This window comes from Streptomyces sp. NPDC046931 (genome assembly GCF_040644655.1).
In the GTDB taxonomy this organism is placed as follows: Bacteria; Actinomycetota; Actinomycetes; order Streptomycetales; family Streptomycetaceae; genus Streptomyces.
The window spans coordinates 42,203-59,372 of record NZ_JBEYWX010000037.1 but is presented as its reverse complement, the minus strand read 5'-3'; the positions used below and the strand labels follow the sequence as shown (position 1 = coordinate 59,372).

Genomic DNA, 17,170 nt, shown 5'->3' with positions numbered 1-17,170 from the left:
GGCGAGGGGGGATGGTCGCCGCGCTGAGCGGGCGAGGGGGGATGGTCGCCGCGCTGAGGGGGCGAGGGGGGATGGTCGCCGCGCTGAGGGGGCGAGGGGGAATGGTCGCCGCGCTGAGCGGGCGAGGGGGGATGGTCGCCGCGCTGTCCCGGCGAGGGGGAATGGTCGCCGCGCTGAGCGGGCGAGGGGGGATGGTCGCCGCGCTGGCCCGGCGAGGGGGAATGGTCGCCGCGCTGTCCCGGCGCGGGGAACGGTCGCCGCGCTCACCGGTGCGTCCCGCCGCCGTCCCGCCGACCGGTGCCTGGCCTGGTTTCGCCGACGTCTCCCGGGGTACTCGCCAGCTCGCCCGGAAGGGGCCCGTGACCCCGCTCGCGGGCCCCGTTCGCCCGGCGAGCGAAGGAAGAACGGAGTAGGCGCCGTGACCGAACAACGGCAGCAGGGTCCCGGCGAGAAGGCCCGTCCGATCCCGCGGGACATGCCGGACCAGCAGGCCCGCAACGTCGAGGATCCGTGGGACGTCCGCACCGCCCAGGAGGAGAGCGAACGCACGCCGGACACCGGCAAGTCGGCGAATGACGTACCCGACACCGACGAGGCGGGCACCGGCCGGCAGGGTGCCCCCCAGTCGGGCACGGTCCACCCCGAGCACCCCGTCCCGGACGAGCCGTCCGACTGACCCGCGCCGGCCCGTCCCTCGACCGACCGGGGCCGGTCGCAGCCGGTACTTTCCGTCTCAGGAGCGGTCCGCGAACGCGTCGACACCGGTGAGGTCGGCGGACAGCTCCCACAGGCGCGCGGCCTGCTCGGGGTCGGTCGCCCAGTCCTTGACTCCACCCCGCCCGCCGTCCACCGGCGCGGGTTCCGCGATGTCACAGTCCTCGCAGTACACCCCGCCCATGCCGATGAGCCGGGGCGAGGTCGCGGCCCACACCTGGGTGGCCGCTCCCTGCTCGGGGGTCTTGAAGGCGCCGGGGTCCACCAGCGCGCCGGTCTCGTCGACCCAGCCGCGCTCGATCATCTCCTCCCGGGTGAGATGGCGCTGGAGCGGGGTGAGGATGCCGCCCGGGTGCAGGGAGAAGGCGCGTACGCCGTGGTCCCGGCCGAGCCGGTCGAGGTGCACGGCGAACAGTACGTTCGCGGTCTTGGCCTGCCCGTACGCCTCCCACTTGTCGTAGCCCCGCTTCCAGTGCGGATCGTCCCAGCGGATCGGGGAGCCGTGGTGGCCCGCGGACGACACCGACACGACCCGGGCCCCGCCCGGCTCGATGGCCGGCCACAGGCGGTTGACGAGCGCGTAGTGGCCCAGGTGGTTGGTGGCGAACTGTGCCTCCCAGCCGGGGCCCACCCGGGTCTCCGGGCAGGCCATGACGCCGGCGTTGCCGATCACCAGGTCGAGGGTGCGGCCGGAGGCGAGGAAACGTTCGGCGAAGGCGCGCACGCTCTCCAGGTCGGCGAGGTCCAGCTCGTCCACCTCCACCCGGTCGAGTCCCGCCAGGGCCTCCTCGGCGGCGGCGCGGCGCCGCGCCGGCACGATGACCCTGGCGCCCGCCTCGGTGAGGGCCCGCGTGGTCTCCAGGCCGAGCCCGGAGTACCCGCCGGTCACGAGCGCGAGCTTGCCGGAGAGATCGATTCCCTTGAGAACGTCCTTGGTTGTGCTCCGAGCGCCGAAGCCCGAGCCGATGCTGTGCTGTGCTGTGCTCATGCACCGCACGCTACGAATTGAAGAGCACTCGAAGTCAACCGGGCACCGGAACCGGCGTAAGCACCGGCCCTCTTCCGGCCCGGGACGAAGAAGAGCCCCGACCGGACGGGGGGATCACGGTCGGGGCGGTCTGTGGTGGGCGCGGACGGCGGTCGCCTCTCGGCGAGATGCTCCACAGGGCTTCAGCCGAACGATCGTCCCTGTGGGCGAGAGATGAGGCCCGGGGACACTGTCCCGTCCGTTCCCACGACTAGTTCAACAGGAAACTACTGGTCGGTGTTCCGGAAAACGGCCCCTCTCGACGTGATCTGTGTCACCTCCGGTACGTGGACCGCAGGCCTACGCGTCCGGTGCCAGCGGACTGTCCCCCAGCATGGCCAGCAGATGCGCCGGATCCCGGTAGACGGCGCGGGCGCCCGCCTCCCGTAGATCCGCCACCGGAATACCGCCCGACAGCAGGCCGACACAGGTCACCCCGGCCCGGGTGCCCGCCTTCATGTCCCACACCGTGTCACCGACGAACACCGCCGACTCCGGCGGCACCCCGACCAGCTCCAAGGCGTGCTCCACGGGCTCGGGCGCCGGCTTGCCGGTCTGCACGTCATCGGAGCTCGCCGTCGCCGCGATGGCGTCGTCCGCCCCGATCGCCCGGCGCAGCGCCGACAGCTCCCGTCCGCTGGCGGACGTGGCCAGTACGACGTTCCACCCGTCGTGGTCGAGCCGCCGCAGCAGCCGTCCGGCGTCCCTCAGCGGGGGCAGTCGGTCGAAGAACGTCCCGTACAGGGCTTCGTGCGCGGCGACCAGCTTCTCGATCTCGTCCCGGTCCCGGCCGCCCAGGAGATGTGCGATCAGATCCTCGGACCCGAGGCCCACCGAGCGGTGGATCGCGTGCATCGGCACCTGATGACCTGCCTGCCGGAACGCCTCCCACCACGTCGTGACATGCAGATGGTTGGTGTCGACGAGAGTCCCGTCCACGTCGAAAACGGCCGCCCGTCCCATGATCTTCCTCCCTCATGTACGGGCTCGGGTACCACGGTGCCCGCCCGTCACACGCGCGGGCACCGTCCGCTCCCTGGTCCAGGTCAGCAGCTCGTCCCGGGTCCAGGTGGTGATCACGCGCTCGGCGGGCACCCCGCACTCCTCGGCCCGGGCGCAGCCGTGGATCTGCCAGTCGAGCTGCCCGGGCGCATGCGCGTCGGTGTCGATCGAGAACAGCACGCCCGCCTCCACCGCCCGTCGCAGCAGCCGGCGCGGCGGGTCGAGCCGCTCGGGCCGGCTGTTGATCTCCACTGCCGTACCGGACTCGGCGCACGCGGCGAACACCGCGTCCGCGTCGAACTCCGACTCGGGGCGCCCGCGCCCCGTGACCAGCCGTCCCGTGCAGTGGCCGAGCACGTCGGCCAGCGGATTGCGGACGGCGGCGATCATCCGCCGGGTCATCGAGCGGGCATCCATGCGCAGCTTCGAGTGCACCGACACGACCACGACGTCCAGCCGGTCCAGCAGTTCCGGCTCCTGGTCCAGGGAACCGTCGTCGAGGATGTCGCACTCGATACCGGTGAGCATCCGGAACGGCGCCCACTGCTCGTTGAGCGCGGCGACCACCTCCAGCTGCTCCCGCAGCCGCTCGGCGGACAGCCCACGGGCGACGGTGAGGCGGGGGGAGTGGTCGGTGAGCGCCGCCCACTCGTGCCCGAGCCGCGCGGCCGCTCGGCCCATGTCCTCGATCGGGCTGCCGCCGTCCGACCAGTCGGAGTGCAGATGGCAGTCGCCGCGCAACAGCGCCCGCAGACGCCCGCCGCCTTGCGCCAGCGGCGTCTCGCCCTCCCGCTCCAACTGTTCCAGATAGCCCGGGACCCGCCCGGCCAGTGCCTCCCGCACCACCTGTGCGGTCTTGGGTCCGATCCCGCGCAGCGACTCCAGTGTCCCGGCAGCCGCCCGCTCGGCGACCTCGTTCTCCGGAAGCGCCGCCAGCACGGCGGCCGCGGTGCGGAAGGCCCGCACGCGATACGTCGGCGCCCCGGCGCGCTCCAGTAGGAACGCGATACGGTCCAGCGCTGCGACGGGGCCCATCGGCACCTCCTCATGCCCAGCCTTGCCCAGGCGTCCCCGGCGCGCACGGCGGGCGCTCCCCGGATGTCCTTCACCCGGCCGGACCAACGGGGAGGGCAGGCCGTCAGCGCCTGGGCAGTGCGGCGCCGGCAGGGGTGGGGGAGCCCTCGGGGCGGGGGGCTGCCCGAAGCGCTCCTGATTGCCGAGGGCTCTACGCTCTATTCATGACCGAAATCGCGAGCCCCCACATCTCCCATCCGCGGATCACGGTGCTCGGGGTCCAGCCGGGCAATCCGCCGTTCCGAATCGTGGAGATCGACGGCCAGGTGGTCGCCGAGGCGAGGTCGCTCACCGACGTGCTGGCGGTCGCCGCGGAGGCCGGCATCCCGGTCCACGACCTCGACGACCCCGACGTGGTCCGATGGGTGGGTGGCGACAAGCTGACCTGGAGGCTGCACTAGGCCCTGTCCTCACCCTCGCGGCCCTGTGGTCACCCTCCCGCAAGGCGAGGTCCCGCGGCACAGCACGGCTTGCCGCGCGGCCCGTGCGGCGCGGCAGCCGGACGCCGGCGCACACGTACGGGCGGGCCCCGTCACCTTCGCCGAAGCCCGCCCCCGAGTGCGTCCGCGATGCCCGCCGGACGAGCGGACGATCGGTCAGCCGACCGTCCATTTCTGGTTTGCGCCACCGGAGCAGGACCAGATCTGCAACCGGGTGCCGTTCGCGGAGTTGTTGTCGGTCACGTCCAGGCACTTGTTCGCCTGCGGATTCACAATGTCGTGGGCCGCGGTGACCGTCCACTTCTGGTTGGGTCCGCCGGTGCAGTCCCACAGTTGCATCTTGGAGCCGTCCGCCGTGCCGTTGCCGACCACGTCCAGGCACTTGCCGAGCGCCCTCAGGGTGCCGTCCGACGCCACCGTCCACTTCTGGGCCACCGTGCCGTTGCAGTCGTACAGCTGGACAGGTGTCCCGTTGGCGGAGTTCGCGCCCGCCACGTCCGCGCACTTGCCCGCGAGCCCGGTGATAGGGACGCCCGTGCCGCCGCCGGGGCTGTCACTTGTCGTCACCTTCACCGAGTCCACGACGAGTTGCTGCGGGAACGCCGTCGAGCCGTCGGGGTCGCCCGGCCAGTAGCCGCCGACGGCGAGATTGAGGATGAGGAAGAAGGGCTTGTTGAACACCCAGGTCCTGCCGCCCAGATCGGCCGGGGTGCGCCGCTGGTAGACCGTGCCGTCCACGGACCAGGTGATCGAGTCGGGTGCCCAGTCCACGGCGAAGGTGTGGAAGGCGTCCGCGAACGCCTGGCCGTTCGGCAGGGAGTAGGCGGCGCCGATTCCGCCGGAGCCGGAGTAGCCGGGTCCGTGGATGGTGCCGTGGACGGTCCCCGGCTCGTAACCGACGTTCTCCATCACGTCGATCTCACCGCTGTCGGGCCAGCCGACCTGCCCGATGTCGCTGCCGAGCATCCAGAAGGCCGGCCACATGCCCTGTCCGCGCGGAATCTTCATCCGGGCCTCGACATGGCCGTACTGCGCCGTGAACTTCCCCGAGGTGTTCAGCCGGGCCGAGGTGTACTGGCAGGTGCCGTACCAGCACTGGTAGTTCGCCGGGTTCTCACGACGGGCCGTGACGACCAGATGTCCCTGACCGTCCAGTGCCGCGTTCCTGTTGCCCGACGTGTAGTACTGCCGCTCGTGGTTGTTGACGTTGTCGCCGGTCTCCGTCTGCCACTTGGAGGAGTCGACGGCGGCACCCGCCGGCCCGTCGAAGGTGTCGGAGAAGACGGTCGCGTCCGCCGCCTGCGGGGCCGCGTGGGCCACGGGTGTGAAGGTGGACGCGGTGAGCACCGCGGAGAGAGCTGCGAGGAGACATCTGCGGAGCAGGCGTGGGCTGTCCATGAGCTCACTTTCCGTACGGCCGCCCGGACACGGGCGGGCCTACTCGGGTGGGGGGTTGGCGGCGCAGCCGCAGGTGCCGGCCGCGCCGGAGGAAAAGTGCTGATTCAGTTCTTGATTCAAGAGGTGAGTTAAGGGGGCGTCAAGACTTGGTACGGACCGGGATCCGGCCTCTTCGAGTGTTCAGTCCTTGCCGCCGCGCTGCCGCACGCGTGCGTGCACGGCTCGCCCCAGCCGCCGTCCGAGCAGCAGATACCCGACCAGCGCGCCCGTCGTGTTGAGGATGACGTCGTCGATGTCGAACGCACGGCCGGTCACGAGCGCCCCCTGGGCCAGCTCGACCAGCAGCATCACGATCGCGGTGACGAGACCCACGCGCAGGAGGCCCCGGGTGCCGGGCGCCAGGACCGGCAGGAGAATCCCGAACGGCACGCCGAGCAGGATGTTTCCGCCGATCTGCCGGACGGCGCCCCGCGCCGCGGGCTGCTCCAGATAGGCGCGCAGCGAACGGCCCGGGTGCAGATTGCTGTGGACCAGAGCCCGGGAGGCGGGCGACGGCTCCAGAGTCATCCGGGCCAGCGCCGCGGCGAAGCCCACCATCGCCACGAAGGCGAGCGCCATGACCAGCAGCCGGACGGGGAGCGGGAGCGGTCGCCGCTCCCGTGGTGCCTCCGTGACCCGGCGGCGACCGGATTTCGCGATACGCGCGCCGAACGCTGTACGTGCCATCCCACCCTCCCGATTGCAACGCTCCTCTGGCTAGGGCCTGTTACCCCCGATGGGTGCGCTGATGCCGGGCCGTGCCGGGCCCGGGGGAGTCGTCGGCCCCGTGCGGCCGAGGTGTGCTGCCGGCGGTTTCCGTTCCCGCGGGCGGGGCACTCCGTGCAGCAGCCGCTCGCGCGCCGCCGCTGCGCGGGCGCACCACGATGCTTGGATGACATGTCGGACATTCCCGGACCTGGTGACGGGTGGAGGTGGGCATGAACGCGCGTACGGCACTGGTGACCGCGCTGGAAGTGCTCGGCTGGTGGGCCGCCCTCACCCTGCTCTGGCTCGTCCTCATCAGCACCGTCGACACCCTGGAGTGGGCGGTGGGGACCTCCGCCGCGCTCGTCGGCGCGGTCACGGCACGCGCCGCACGACGGGCGGTAGGCGCACGGTGAACGGCTGGACCTGGACGGCGACGGTCGCGCTCGGCGTGGGCGTCGGCGCCGCCGTGTGGGGCGTCGCCACCGGGCCGCTGCGCCGCCGCGTCGTCGCCCAGAACCTGTGCAGCGCGCTCGCCGCCCCGGGAATGCTGCTGCTCGCCCAGGGCTACGGGCGCCCCGCATACATCGACCTCGCCCTTCTCCTCGCGCTGCTCGGCCCGGTCGGCACCCTCGTCTTCGCCCGGCTGCTCGCCGACGACCTCGCCGACGACCCGCCTCGGGCCCAGGCCGTCACCCTCGCCGTCGCGGGATACGGGGCCGTGGTGGTGCTGGTTCTGTGCGCCGTCACCGGCCCCGGGCGGGCGATGGTCAAGCTGCTGGTCATCGGGGCGCTCCTGATCGGCGGCAATCTCGTGGCCTCACGGGCGCTGTCCGGCGGATTCCCCGGGAGCCGCCGTGGATGACCCGCTGATCGTCGTCGTCCTGCTGCTGGTCGCCGCCGCGGCGACCGCGGCAGTCGCCGTGCGCGACCCCGCGCGCCAGGCACTCGTCCTGGCCGTGCTCGGCGTCTGCCTCGCCCTGCTGTTCACCGTCACACAGGCCCCGGACGTGGGCCTGTCACAGCTGGCCGTGGGGTCCGCGGTGACCCCGCTCCTGATCATGCTCTCCGTGCGCAAGGTCAGACGGAGGCAGAAGGACGGGAAGGGGAAAGCGCGATGACGCGGCGGGTGCGGATGATCGTCCTGGCCCTCGGCGGCGCCGGCCTGGCGGCGCTGCTCGTCGCCGCGTGCCTCGGCCTGCCGGGCTTCGGCGGCGACCGGCACCCCTACGGCGACCGGGCCGTGCAGGCATCCCTGGCCCGGCGGACCGCCAACGCCATCGGCTCCGTCAACTTCGACCAGCGTGCCTTCGACACGCTCGGCGAGATGAGCATCCTGTTCACCTCCGTCGTCGGCACCGTGGTCCTGCTGCGGCAGACCCGCGACGAGAAGCGCGGGCGCCCACAGCCGCAGGAGGTCGCGCTGCCCGTCCGCCGGTACGCGCTCGTCGTCCTGCCCGTCGCCCTCGTCTGCGGCCTCTATGTGATCGCGCACGGCCAGCTCAGCCCCGGCGGCGGCTTCCAGGGCGGAGTCGTCGCGGCGACCGCCCTGCACCTGCTCTACCTGGGCGCCGACTACCGCGCCCTGGAACGCATCCGGCCGCTCGGCCTGTTCGAGGTCGGCGACGCGCTCTCCGCCTCCGCATACCTGGTGACCGGGCTCGCGGGCGTCCTCGCGGGCACGGCCTTCCTCGCCAACACCCTGCTTCCGTACGGCACCTTCAACACGCTGTCGTCCGGCGGGACCGTGCCGCTGCTCAACGCCGCCATCGGCATGGAGGTCGCCTGCGCGGTCGTCGTCCTGCTCGCCCACTTCCTGGACCAGGCCGTCGAGATCGAGGAGGACGACGGGAAACCATGACCGTACTGCCGTACCTCGTCGCCGTCTGGATCTTTCTGATCGGCTGTTACGGCCTGGCGACCAGCCGCAACCTCATCCACGCGGTCGGCTGCCTCGCCGTCTGCCAGTCCGCCACCTACGTTCTGCTGCTGGCCGTCGGCTACCGCGCCGGCGCGACCGCGCCCGTCTACTCCGACATCAAGCCCGGATCACGGCCGGTCGTGGACCCGGTGGTGCAGGCCCTCACCCTCACCGACATCGTCGTCGGCGCCACCGTCACCGCCCTGCTGCTCTCCCTCGTCATGCAGGTCTCCAAACGCCATGGCACGGTCGACCCGGACGAACTGCGGGAGCTGCGCGGCTGATGAACCACCTGCTGCCGTTGCTCGTCGCCGCCCCGCTGCTCGGGGCCGGCCTGCTGATCGCCTGCGGACGCCGGCTGCCGCGCATCGCCGCCGAGAGCTTCGGCTGCGCCGTCTCGGCCGCGACCGCGGCCCTCGCGATCTGGCTGTCCCTCAACTCCGCACCCCCGCTGACCGAATGGGTCGGTGCCTGGACGCCCCGCAACGGCACGAGCGTCGGGATCGTCCTCGTCGGCAACGGCCCCGGACTCGGCATGGCGGCCCTGGCCTCCCTGCTCACCCTGGCCTCCCTCGCGTACTCCTGGCGCTACTTCGACGAACCACCCCGCCGGCACGCCGGTTCCTACCCGGCCCTCATGCTGCTGTTCCAGGGCGGAATGTGCGGGTTCGCGATCACGGGCGACCTGTTCAACGCCTTCGTCTTCTTCGAGCTGATGAGCGCCGCCGCCTACGCCCTGACCGGTTACCGCGTCGAGGAGGCGAAAGCCGTACAGGGCGCCCTGACCTTCGGCGTGATCAACTCCCTGGGCGCATACGCCATGCTCATGGGCATCGCGCTGCTCTACGCGCGCACCGGCGAGCTGTCCCTGACCCACATCGGCCGGGGGCTGGACACCCACGGAGGCCCCGACGCGCTGACCCTCGCCGCCTTCGTCCTCGTCCTGACCGGGCTGCTGGTGAAGGCCGCCGCCGTGCCCTTCCACTTCTGGCTGCCCGACGCGCACGCCGTGGCGCCCACCCCGGTGTGCATGCTGCTGTCCGGCGTCATGGTCGAACTCGGCGTCTACGGAGTCTGGCGCGTCTACGGCACCGTCTTCTCCGGACCGGGCGGGATCCCGGCGGCCGACCTGGAGCGCGCGCTCACCGTCCTCGGGGTCCTCACGGGCGCGGTCGGTGCGCTGATGTGCTGGTACCAGCGGCATGTGAAGCGGCTCCTCGCCTGTTCGACCATTGCTCACGTGGGTCTGTTCCTCGTCGGTATCGGCTCCCTGCTGCCCGAGGCCGACGACGGGGTCGCGCTGTACCTCCTCGGTCACGCGGGCGCGAAGGCCGCCCTGTTCGCCTGCACCGGCCTGCTGCTGGACCGGTTCGGCTCCGTCGACGAGCACGCGCTGCACGGGCGCGCCCGGCCGCTGCGCGGGGTCGCGGTGATGTTCGTCCTCGGCGGCCTGGCGCTGGCCGGACTGCCGCCGTTCGGCACCTCCCTCGGCAAGGCGGTCACCGAGGAGGCCCTGGGCGGGCCGCTGACCGTGGTGTACGTCCTCGTGTCCGCGGTGACGGGCGGTGCGGTGCTCCGGGTCGCCGCGCGGGTCTTCTACGGACTGGGTCCCCAGCCGCGGGTCGGGTCCGCGTACGAGACCACCGGAACCGGCGAGGAGCCCGAGACCCGGCACCGGTTGAGCCGGATCCCGGACACCATGACGGCCGTGCCCGCCCTGCTGCTCGCCGGCTCGCTCGCCGTCGGCGTGGTGCCGGGCCTCCCCGGGATCGTGGCGCGCTCGGTGAACGAGGCCGGGTCCGGCGGGGCGCTCACCTCCGCCCACTGGACCGCTCCCGGCGTGCTGCTGGGGCTGGTCTCCACGGCGCTCGCCCTCGCCCTGGCCGCGCTCGCCGTCACCCGGCCGGAACTGCTCGGCGCACGGCCGTGGACGCTGCCGCTGCGCCACCTCCAGTCCGGGCACATCGGGGACTACGTGGCCTGGGTCCTGCTGGGCACGGCCGTGCTCGGGGCACTGGCCCTGCCCGGGATCCTGACCGGCTGACGCATCGGGGACTCAGGGGCCGTAGGACACCTTCACCTCCTTGAAGCCGAGGGACTTCAGCAGTCCGTCCAGCATGCCGGTGGTGTTCGCCTCGGCGCGCGCGGTCAGTTCGCTCTCCTTCGCGGCCTCGCCGATGTGCCGGACCGCCAGCTTCTGCACGGCGCGTTCGCTGTTGGGGTTGTCCGAGAAGAGGTCGCCGATGCGGTCCAGCAGACCCCGCTGCTTGGAGACGGCGTAGGAGCGGTCCGGGTCGAGCGTGGGCTTGCCCAGGGCCGCGTGCGGCAGACGGAGCATGGCGGACGTCCGGTCGCCGTCGACCGTCACGTCCTCCCGGCCGACCCTGCCGAGGTCGACGTACGCGTCCACGGTTCCCGCGCCCACGTACAGCGTGCGGGTGCCGCGGATCGCCGACGGCAGGTACTTGGCGTCCCTCTCCAGGTCCACGACCACCTGGAAGGTGCCGGAAGCGGCCTCGTACCGGCTCATGTCCTGGATGGACCGCAGGAGCGCGGGCCCCGAGCGGTCGTGCGTGTCCATGCCGAACAGGTCGCGCAGTCCCGGCAGCACACTCAGCCGCAGCCCGGCGAACAGCACCGCGAGCACCGCGACGAGCGCGATGACCGCCTTGGCCCAGCCGGGCGTTCGCCGCCGCACGGACACCGGTTCGGGCCTCTGCTTCGTGGACGTCGTCATGTCGACACTCCTCCCTTCTTCTCGCCGGTTTCCCGCCAGGGCCCCCGGCGAACGCGGAGTTCACCGATCGCCGATCGCCGCCGACGGCCGTACGCCGTGCGGCCCCGCATGCCCGAGCGGCGGGAGGGCCCGTCAGTAGCATGTGGCGCGCAGCCCGTTTTCGATCATGCAAGGAGCGGAACGTGCGTGACATCGCCGTCTTCAGCGGCAGTGCCCATCCGAGCTCGCGGCGGAGGTGTGTGCGCACCTCGGGGTGCCGCTCAGCCCGGTGCGGGTCAGCAGGTTCGCCAACGACTGCCTGGAGGTGCAGCTCCAGGCCAACTGCCGCGAGCGGGACGTGTTCCTCGTGCAGCCGCTGGTCGCCCCCGTGCAGGAGCACCTGGTCGAGCTGCTGCTGATGTGTGACGCGGCACGCGGCGCCTCTGCCGGGCGGATCACGGTGGTCATGCCGCACTACTCGTACGCCCGCTCGGACAAGAAGGACGCGCCGCGGATCTCGATCGGCGGGCGGCTGGTGGCCGACCTGATGGTGGCGGCCGGAGCCGGCCGCGTCCTGACCATGACCCTCCACTCGCCCCAGGTGCACGGCTTCTTCTCGGTGCCGGTCGATCACCTGCACGCCCATCGGGAGCTGGCCGCGCACTTCCGTCAGTACGACCTGTCACACGCGACCGTCGTCTCGCCCGACCTCGGCAACGCCAAGGAGGCGGCGACCTTCGCACGGATGATCGGGGCGCAGGTGGCGGCGGGCGCGAAGCAGCGGTTCGGGAACGACCGGGTCAGCATCAGCTCCGTCATCGGCGACGTCGCCGGACGGGATGTGATCGTGCTGGACGACGAGATCGCCAAGGGCAGTACGGTCCTGGAACTCCTGCAGCGGCTGCGTGAGTCGGGTCCGCGGTCGATCCGGATCGCCTGCACCCACGGCCTGTTCGCGGCCGGTGCCCTCAAGCGGCTGAGCGAGCAGCCCGACGTCCTGGAGATCGTGTGCACCAACACGGTGCCGGTCCCGGTCGAGGAACGCACCGGCAAACTGCGGATCCTGTCCATCGCCCCCGCCCTGTCCGAGGCCGTCCGCCGCATCCACAACGGCGAGTCCGTCAGCGCCCTGTTCGACCAGGCCCGCAACGAATAGAGCCGCACAGCGACGCAACTGTGCTCCTGAGCAGCGGTGTTGCCGCGAACGCCTGTGAGGCCGCTGTGAATTCGCGATGCGTTTGAACGCACCCGGGTCCGGCTGCGTACAGGGAGTGGGGATTTTCATGCCCGGCCCGCCATGACGTGTAGGAGTACTCCCTTGAGACGCAACACGCGCAGACGCCCGACAGGCGCACGGCGCGCGACCTTTGCAGCAGTCGCGCTGATCATGGGCGGAGGGGGGCTGGTAGCCGCGAACGTCTACGCCTCGGCGAGCGAAGGCGGCTGGGGCGGCACCTCCGACCAGAGCGGCGACCAGGCACTGACCTCCAGGACGGTCACCCTGGACTGCCCGGACGTCGGCCAGAAGCTGACCGACGTGCCGGACCCGGCGAAGTCGCGGGTCGACACGGAACTCGCCACCCTCGACAAGCAGATCACCGAGGCGTACGACCGGCTGGCCTCGACGCGCCAGGCGCAGGCCGGCGACGGTAGCTATGTCCAGAACTCGATCCTCGACCCGCTGAAGGACAAGCGCGCCGCGGTGATCGACCGGATCAAGGCCGAATACCAGCAGGCGGGCGCCGCCGCTCCCGGCGCGATCGACGGCATGGCCCCGTGTACCGGGGTCCCCGCAGACCAGGGGCAGCCCCCGGCCGACGGCCAGAACGGCGGGGGTCAGAGCGGCAGCGGTCAGAACGGCAGTGGCCAAAACGGCAGCGGCCAGGAGGGCACCGGCCAGAACGGCCAGCAGCAGGGCAGCGGCGGACAGGCCGTCGGCGGCCCCGTGGCCTCGGACTTCGTGGACATCAAGAGCGTGCAGCCGAACGTCCAGAAGCCCGCTCGGCAGGCCGACGCCTCGACCGGCGCGTTCGTGACGAAATGCGGGGTCAACGCCAACGGCAACCACAACACCGACAACGTGATCGTGGCGCCGGGCGTGAAGAACGGCGCGCATCATCTGCACGACTACGTCGGCAACCAGTCGAACGACGCCTTCGCCACCAACGACACGTTCGCGGCGGCCCAGACGAGCTGCGAGAACCAGCAGGACAAGTCGTCGTACTACTGGCCGGTGGTGCGTGTTCAGGACGGAACGCAGGACTTCGACCAGAACAACGATGGTGGCGGCAAGGAAGGGAACGTCGGCAAGATCCTGGTTGCCAAGCAGGCCGAGATCACCTTTGTCGGCAGCCCGACCAGCAAGGTCGTCGCGATGCCGCGCTTCCTGCGGATCATCACCGGTGACGCCAAGGCGTTCACCAACGGCCCGAAGAACGCCAACGCCCACTGGAGTTGCACCGGCTTCGAGGACCGCCAGCTGACCGACAAGTACCCGATCTGCCCCGACGGCAGCAGCGTGGTGCGCACGTTCGCGTTCCAGAGCTGCTGGGACGGCCAGAACATCGACAGTGCCAACCACCGCACGCACGTCGCCTTCGCCGACGCCGACGGCAACTGCCAGAACGGCTTCAAGGCGATCCCGCAGCTCACGATGCGCCTGGTGTACGACGTGCCGCAGCCGGTCGTCGAGAACGGCCAGGTGAAGAACCCCTACGCCGTGGACGGCTTCCCCGAGCAGTTGCACAAGCCGATCACCGACCACGACGACTTCATCAACGTCATGTCCGACGAGCTGATGAGCCAGGTCGTCGACTGCGTCAACGGCGGTCGCCAGTGCGGGGGCGGGGCCGGTGACCAGCCGCCGAGCACGTCCGCACCGTCCCCCGACCCCACCTCCGGTAACAACGGGGGCTCCGGCCAGGGCTCCTCGTCCGGCGGCTCGACGGGAACCGACCCGGGCACGTCACCCGGCGACGGCTCCGGGTCGGGTTCCTCGTCCGGTGACAACCCGGGTTCGGGTTCTTCGTCCGCCGGAAACGCGGGCTCCGGTTCATCGTCCGCCGGCGACGCGGGCTCCGGTTCGTCGTCCGACGACAACTCGGGCTCGGGAACGGGCTCCTCGTCCGGTCAGCACTCCGGGTCCGGCTCCGGCGGCAAGCAGACGTCGCAGCCCACGGCCGGTACGCCGGGCACCTCGGCAACCGGCGGCGGCTCGGGCAGCGGCCGCGGTGGCGCGAATCCCAGGGTCTTCGCGAGCTCCTCGCCCGCCCGGAGCGACGCGTCCGCCGCGCCGGGGAGCGCCTCGGACGACAGCCACACCGGGCAGGCGGCAGGGGAGCCCTCGGCGGCCGGGCAGCCCTCCGCGGAGGGCGGGGTCGCCCCGTCCGCCGAGCCGGGGACCCAGCCCCAGGCGGTCACGGGCGGCCTGGCCGAGACCGGCGCCCATCTGTGGCCGGCCGCGGCCGGAGCGGTGCTCGTGATCGCGGGTCTGGTGCTTCTGCGCCGTATCGGACGCCGATCCTTCTGATCCTCCTCGCGGAGGGCAATTGGAAGGCGGCGGGACCTGCCCGGCAGGTCCCGCCGCCTTCGCTCGTCCCGGTCGGGGCCGCCGACGCGGGCCCGCCGGATCAGTTGATCTCCAACGGCCCGGGAGCCTCCGACCGGCCGAGTGCCTCGTCCAGCGAGGCCGCCGGCGGAAGCAGCTCGGCCAGCCGGGTGAGCTGCAGGATGCGCAGCGTCAGCGGACGGGTGCAGACCAGATGCAGTGTGCCGCCCTGCGCGAGCACCCGGCGCCTGGCGCGGAAGAGCAGGCGCAGCCCCGAGCAGTCGAAGAACTCCGCCGGCCGCAGGTCGATGACGATCCTCGGCGCCGGACGGCCCGTCGCGGAGTCCAGGAACGGCGTGATCTCCAGGGCCGCGACGACATCGATCTCACCGTGGAACTCGAGCACCAGGTGACCGCGGTCACGGCGGATGCGCAGATACCGGGGGAGCGGTGCGGGGCCGTGCTGCATCGACATCGCCTCCACCGACTCCGGGCCCGAGTAAGCCCAACAGCCTTGCGTAGTCTGCGAGTTATCTCGGTGGAGTGAATTCCAGCATGTTCGATTGACATATGTCTTCTATTTGTGGGGCGCGCCGTGCGGGCGGTACGTCAGTCCATCAGCAGGACCAGCTTTCCCGTGGTCCGGCCGGTGTCGCCGATCTCGTGTGCCCTGGCGGCATCGGCCAGCGGGAACGTCCCGGAGATGGTGGCGCGCAGCTTGCCCTCCGCGACGAGTCCGGCGATCGCCCTCATGCCGTGCTGGTCGGCGTCGACGAGCATCTCGGTCGCGCGCACCCCGAGCTTCTCGGCCTCCAGGGCCAGCTCTTTCGATCCCTCCGGCAGGATCGTCACCAGAATCCCGCCCGGGCGCAGGGTGCGCAGCGAGCGCTGGACGTAGTCGCCGCCGATGGTGTCCAGGACCACGTCCACGTCCCGCACCGTCTTCGCGAAGTCGGTCTCCCGGTAGTCGACCAGTTCGTCCGCGCCCAGTGCGCGCAGGAAGTCGTGCTTGCCCGCGCTGGCCGTGCCGATGACATACGCGCCGCGCGCCTTGGCGATCTGCACGGCCACGTGCCCGACGCCGCCGGCGGCCGCGTGGATCAGCACCCTCTGCCCCGGCCGCAGCTGGGCCGTCTCGACCAGGGCCTGCCAGGCGGTCAGCGACACCAGCGGAAGCGCGGCGGCCTGGGTGTGGTCGATGTCCGAGGGCTTGTGGGTGAGGGCGCGGGCGGGGACGGTGACGTACTCGGCGTGCGAGCCGTGGCCGAACGGATAGGGCAGCATGCCGAAGACCTCGTCCCCGGCCCGGAAGAGGGCGACGCCGAGTCCGGTCTCCTCGACCACGCCGGAGACGTCCCAGCCGAGGACGAACGGCGGCTTGCCGAGGAATCCGCCGGTGGCGCGGTGCTTCCAGTCGGTCGGGTTGACCCCGGCCGCGCGTACCCGGACCAGCACCTCGTTCGGTAGCGGTGCGGGGCGCTCCAGCCGTACTTCCTTGAGGACCTCGGGTCCGCCGAGGACGTCCTGACCTATGGCGCGGATGGTGTTCACAGTGCTCATGGTGTGCCAGCCTGCCGGGCCCCGCCGCTCGAGAAAATGGCATGATTGCCAACCTTCGATAGAATCGTGCCATGCGGCGTGTGGAACGGATCGTGGTCCTGGCGCTCGAGGGCGTCTACCCCTTCGAGCTGGGCATCCCCAGCCGGATCTTCGGCGCGGCCGACGGGCGCTACGAGGTGCTGACCTGTTCGGTCGACGGGCGGCCGGTACGCAGCAACGCGGACTTCTCGATCACCGTCGAGCATGGACCGGAGGTGCTGGCCACGGCCGACACCGTGGTGGTCGCGTCCGTCGCGCAGCCCTACATCACCGCGGAGCTTCCGCCGGAGGTCGCCGCCGCCCTCGCCTTCATCCGTCCCGACGCCCGGATCGTCTCCATCTGCACGGCGGCCTTCGTCCTCGCGGCGGCCGGCCTGCTGGACGGGCGCAAGGCGACCACCCACTGGCAGGTCGTCGACCGGTTCCGCCGTATGTTCCCGCATGTCGACCTCGATCCGGACGTCCTCTTCGTCGACGACGGGCGGGTCCTCACCTCCGCCGGAGCCGCCTCCGGGGTCGACGTCTGTCTGCACATCGTGCGCACGGACCACGGCAGTGAGCTGGCCAACGCGGTGGCCCGCCGGTGCGTGGTACCGCCGTTCCGGGACGGCGGCCAGGCGCAGTACATCGAGCAGCCGGTCCCGCAGCACGGGGCGGCGAGCACGGCCGGGGCACGTTCCTGGGCCCTCGAACACCTCGATGAGTCCCTTGCGCTGGCCGATCTCGCCCGTCACGCCGGGATGAGCCTGCGCACCTTCGCCCGCCGTTTCCAGGAGGAGGTGGGCGTGAGCCCCGGCCGATGGCTCATCCAGCAGCGTGTCGCCCGCGCGCGTCATCTGCTGGAATCCACCGATCTGCCGGTGGACCAGATCGCCGGGGAGGTCGGCTTTGCAACGGGGGCCTCGCTGCGGCAGCACCTGCACACGGCGATCGGGGTGTCACCGCAGGCCTACCGGCGCACGTTCCAGGCGGCGCGCTGACGGGATCC

General features: G+C 71.6%; 18 protein-coding genes and 2 pseudogenes. 12 read left to right on the top strand and 8 right to left on the bottom strand.

Annotated features, from left to right (window positions below):
• Both ABZ876_RS36655 and ABZ876_RS36650 read left to right on the top strand, forming a co-directional pair.
• A pseudogene (locus ABZ876_RS36655) lies at window positions 1-413 on the top strand (hypothetical protein); the annotation flags it as partial.
• 5 nt (window positions 414-418) lie between these two features.
• Window positions 419-676: a hypothetical protein gene (locus tag ABZ876_RS36650; RefSeq protein ID WP_361789943.1), complete on the top strand. Its 258-nt coding sequence runs from the start codon at window positions 419-421 to the stop codon at window positions 674-676.
• 57 nt (window positions 677-733) lie between these two features.
• On the opposite strand, the gene ABZ876_RS36645 is transcribed toward ABZ876_RS36650, so the two are convergent.
• From ABZ876_RS36645 to ABZ876_RS36635, 3 genes are all read right to left on the bottom strand, one after another.
• Window positions 734-1,702 carry an SDR family NAD(P)-dependent oxidoreductase gene (locus ABZ876_RS36645; protein WP_361789941.1) on the bottom strand — a complete coding sequence of 323 codons (969 nt, stop codon included), beginning with the start codon at window positions 1,700-1,702 and terminating at the stop codon, window positions 734-736.
• 339 nt (window positions 1,703-2,041) lie between these two features.
• The gene (locus ABZ876_RS36640; protein ID WP_361789939.1) at window positions 2,042-2,704 is read right to left on the bottom strand and encodes an HAD family hydrolase; all 663 of its coding nucleotides are present in this window, start codon (window positions 2,702-2,704) and stop codon (window positions 2,042-2,044) included.
• Window positions 2,705-2,716: 12 nt separating this feature from the next.
• Entirely contained in the window at window positions 2,717-3,778 is a 1,062-nt protein-coding gene (locus ABZ876_RS36635; RefSeq protein ID WP_361789937.1) for a PHP domain-containing protein, read from the bottom strand.
• A 203-nt stretch (window positions 3,779-3,981) separates the two neighbouring features.
• On the opposite strand from ABZ876_RS36635, the gene ABZ876_RS36630 reads away from it, so the two are divergent.
• A complete protein-coding gene (locus tag ABZ876_RS36630) occupies window positions 3,982-4,218 on the top strand; it encodes a hypothetical protein (protein WP_361789935.1) in 237 nt (78 codons plus the stop codon).
• 195 nt (window positions 4,219-4,413) lie between these two features.
• Here ABZ876_RS36630 and ABZ876_RS36625 read toward each other — a convergent pair whose 3' ends face one another.
• Both ABZ876_RS36625 and ABZ876_RS36620 read right to left on the bottom strand, forming a co-directional pair.
• Entirely contained in the window at window positions 4,414-5,655 is a 1,242-nt protein-coding gene (locus tag ABZ876_RS36625) for a family 16 glycosylhydrolase (protein WP_361789933.1), read from the bottom strand.
• A gap of 180 nt (window positions 5,656-5,835) precedes the next feature.
• Complete coding sequence (locus ABZ876_RS36620; RefSeq protein WP_361789931.1) at window positions 5,836-6,381, bottom strand: VanZ family protein; 546 nt, start codon at window positions 6,379-6,381, stop codon at window positions 5,836-5,838.
• 251 nt (window positions 6,382-6,632) lie between these two features.
• Here ABZ876_RS36620 and ABZ876_RS36615 point away from each other — a divergent pair, with 251 nt between their 5' ends.
• Genes ABZ876_RS36615 through ABZ876_RS36590 form a run of 6 tightly spaced genes read left to right on the top strand, consistent with a single transcriptional unit; the run spans window position 6,633 to window position 10,364 of the window.
• The gene (locus ABZ876_RS36615) at window positions 6,633-6,815 is read left to right on the top strand and encodes a hypothetical protein (RefSeq protein WP_234517859.1); all 183 of its coding nucleotides are present in this window, start codon (window positions 6,633-6,635) and stop codon (window positions 6,813-6,815) included.
• A complete protein-coding gene (locus tag ABZ876_RS36610; protein WP_361789928.1) occupies window positions 6,812-7,264 on the top strand; it encodes a monovalent cation/H+ antiporter complex subunit F in 453 nt (150 codons plus the stop codon). Before ABZ876_RS36615 ends, ABZ876_RS36610 begins: the two co-directional genes overlap by 4 nt.
• On the top strand, window positions 7,257-7,520 hold the full coding sequence (locus ABZ876_RS36605; protein WP_361789926.1) for a DUF4040 domain-containing protein: 264 nt from the start codon (window positions 7,257-7,259) through the stop codon (window positions 7,518-7,520). The genes ABZ876_RS36610 and ABZ876_RS36605 overlap by 8 nt, the downstream gene beginning before the upstream one ends.
• The gene (locus tag ABZ876_RS36600) at window positions 7,517-8,260 is read left to right on the top strand and encodes an MnhB domain-containing protein (protein WP_361789924.1); all 744 of its coding nucleotides are present in this window, start codon (window positions 7,517-7,519) and stop codon (window positions 8,258-8,260) included. Before ABZ876_RS36605 ends, ABZ876_RS36600 begins: the two co-directional genes overlap by 4 nt.
• On the top strand, window positions 8,257-8,604 hold the full coding sequence (locus ABZ876_RS36595) for a sodium:proton antiporter (protein WP_361789922.1): 348 nt from the start codon (window positions 8,257-8,259) through the stop codon (window positions 8,602-8,604). The genes ABZ876_RS36600 and ABZ876_RS36595 overlap by 4 nt, the downstream gene beginning before the upstream one ends.
• Complete coding sequence (locus ABZ876_RS36590; protein WP_361789920.1) at window positions 8,604-10,364, top strand: complex I subunit 5 family protein; 1,761 nt, start codon at window positions 8,604-8,606, stop codon at window positions 10,362-10,364. The genes ABZ876_RS36595 and ABZ876_RS36590 overlap by 1 nt, the downstream gene beginning before the upstream one ends.
• 12 nt (window positions 10,365-10,376) lie before the next feature.
• Here ABZ876_RS36590 and ABZ876_RS36585 read toward each other — a convergent pair whose 3' ends face one another.
• A complete protein-coding gene (locus ABZ876_RS36585; protein WP_361789918.1) occupies window positions 10,377-11,057 on the bottom strand; it encodes a DUF4230 domain-containing protein in 681 nt (226 codons plus the stop codon).
• Between the two features lie 182 nt (window positions 11,058-11,239).
• Between ABZ876_RS36585 and ABZ876_RS36580 the strand changes: the two are divergent.
• A pseudogene (locus tag ABZ876_RS36580) lies at window positions 11,240-12,192 on the top strand (ribose-phosphate pyrophosphokinase).
• 162 nt (window positions 12,193-12,354) lie between these two features.
• A complete protein-coding gene (locus ABZ876_RS36575) occupies window positions 12,355-14,565 on the top strand; it encodes a DUF1996 domain-containing protein (protein WP_361789916.1) in 2,211 nt (736 codons plus the stop codon).
• Window positions 14,566-14,665: 100 nt separating this feature from the next.
• Here the strand turns inward: ABZ876_RS36575 and ABZ876_RS36570 are convergent, their stop codons facing one another.
• On the bottom strand, window positions 14,666-15,052 hold the full coding sequence (locus ABZ876_RS36570) for an anti-sigma factor antagonist (RefSeq protein WP_361789951.1): 387 nt from the start codon (window positions 15,050-15,052) through the stop codon (window positions 14,666-14,668).
• Between the two features lie 140 nt (window positions 15,053-15,192).
• Window positions 15,193-16,143 carry an NADP-dependent oxidoreductase gene (locus ABZ876_RS36565; RefSeq protein WP_361789914.1) on the bottom strand — a complete coding sequence of 317 codons (951 nt, stop codon included), beginning with the start codon at window positions 16,141-16,143 and terminating at the stop codon, window positions 15,193-15,195.
• Between the two features lie 71 nt (window positions 16,144-16,214).
• Between ABZ876_RS36565 and ABZ876_RS36560 the strand changes: the two genes are divergently transcribed.
• Window positions 16,215-17,162, top strand: a complete 948-nt coding sequence (locus tag ABZ876_RS36560; protein WP_361789912.1) for a helix-turn-helix domain-containing protein — start codon at window positions 16,215-16,217, stop codon at window positions 17,160-17,162.
• Window positions 17,163-17,170 lie beyond the last annotated feature (8 nt).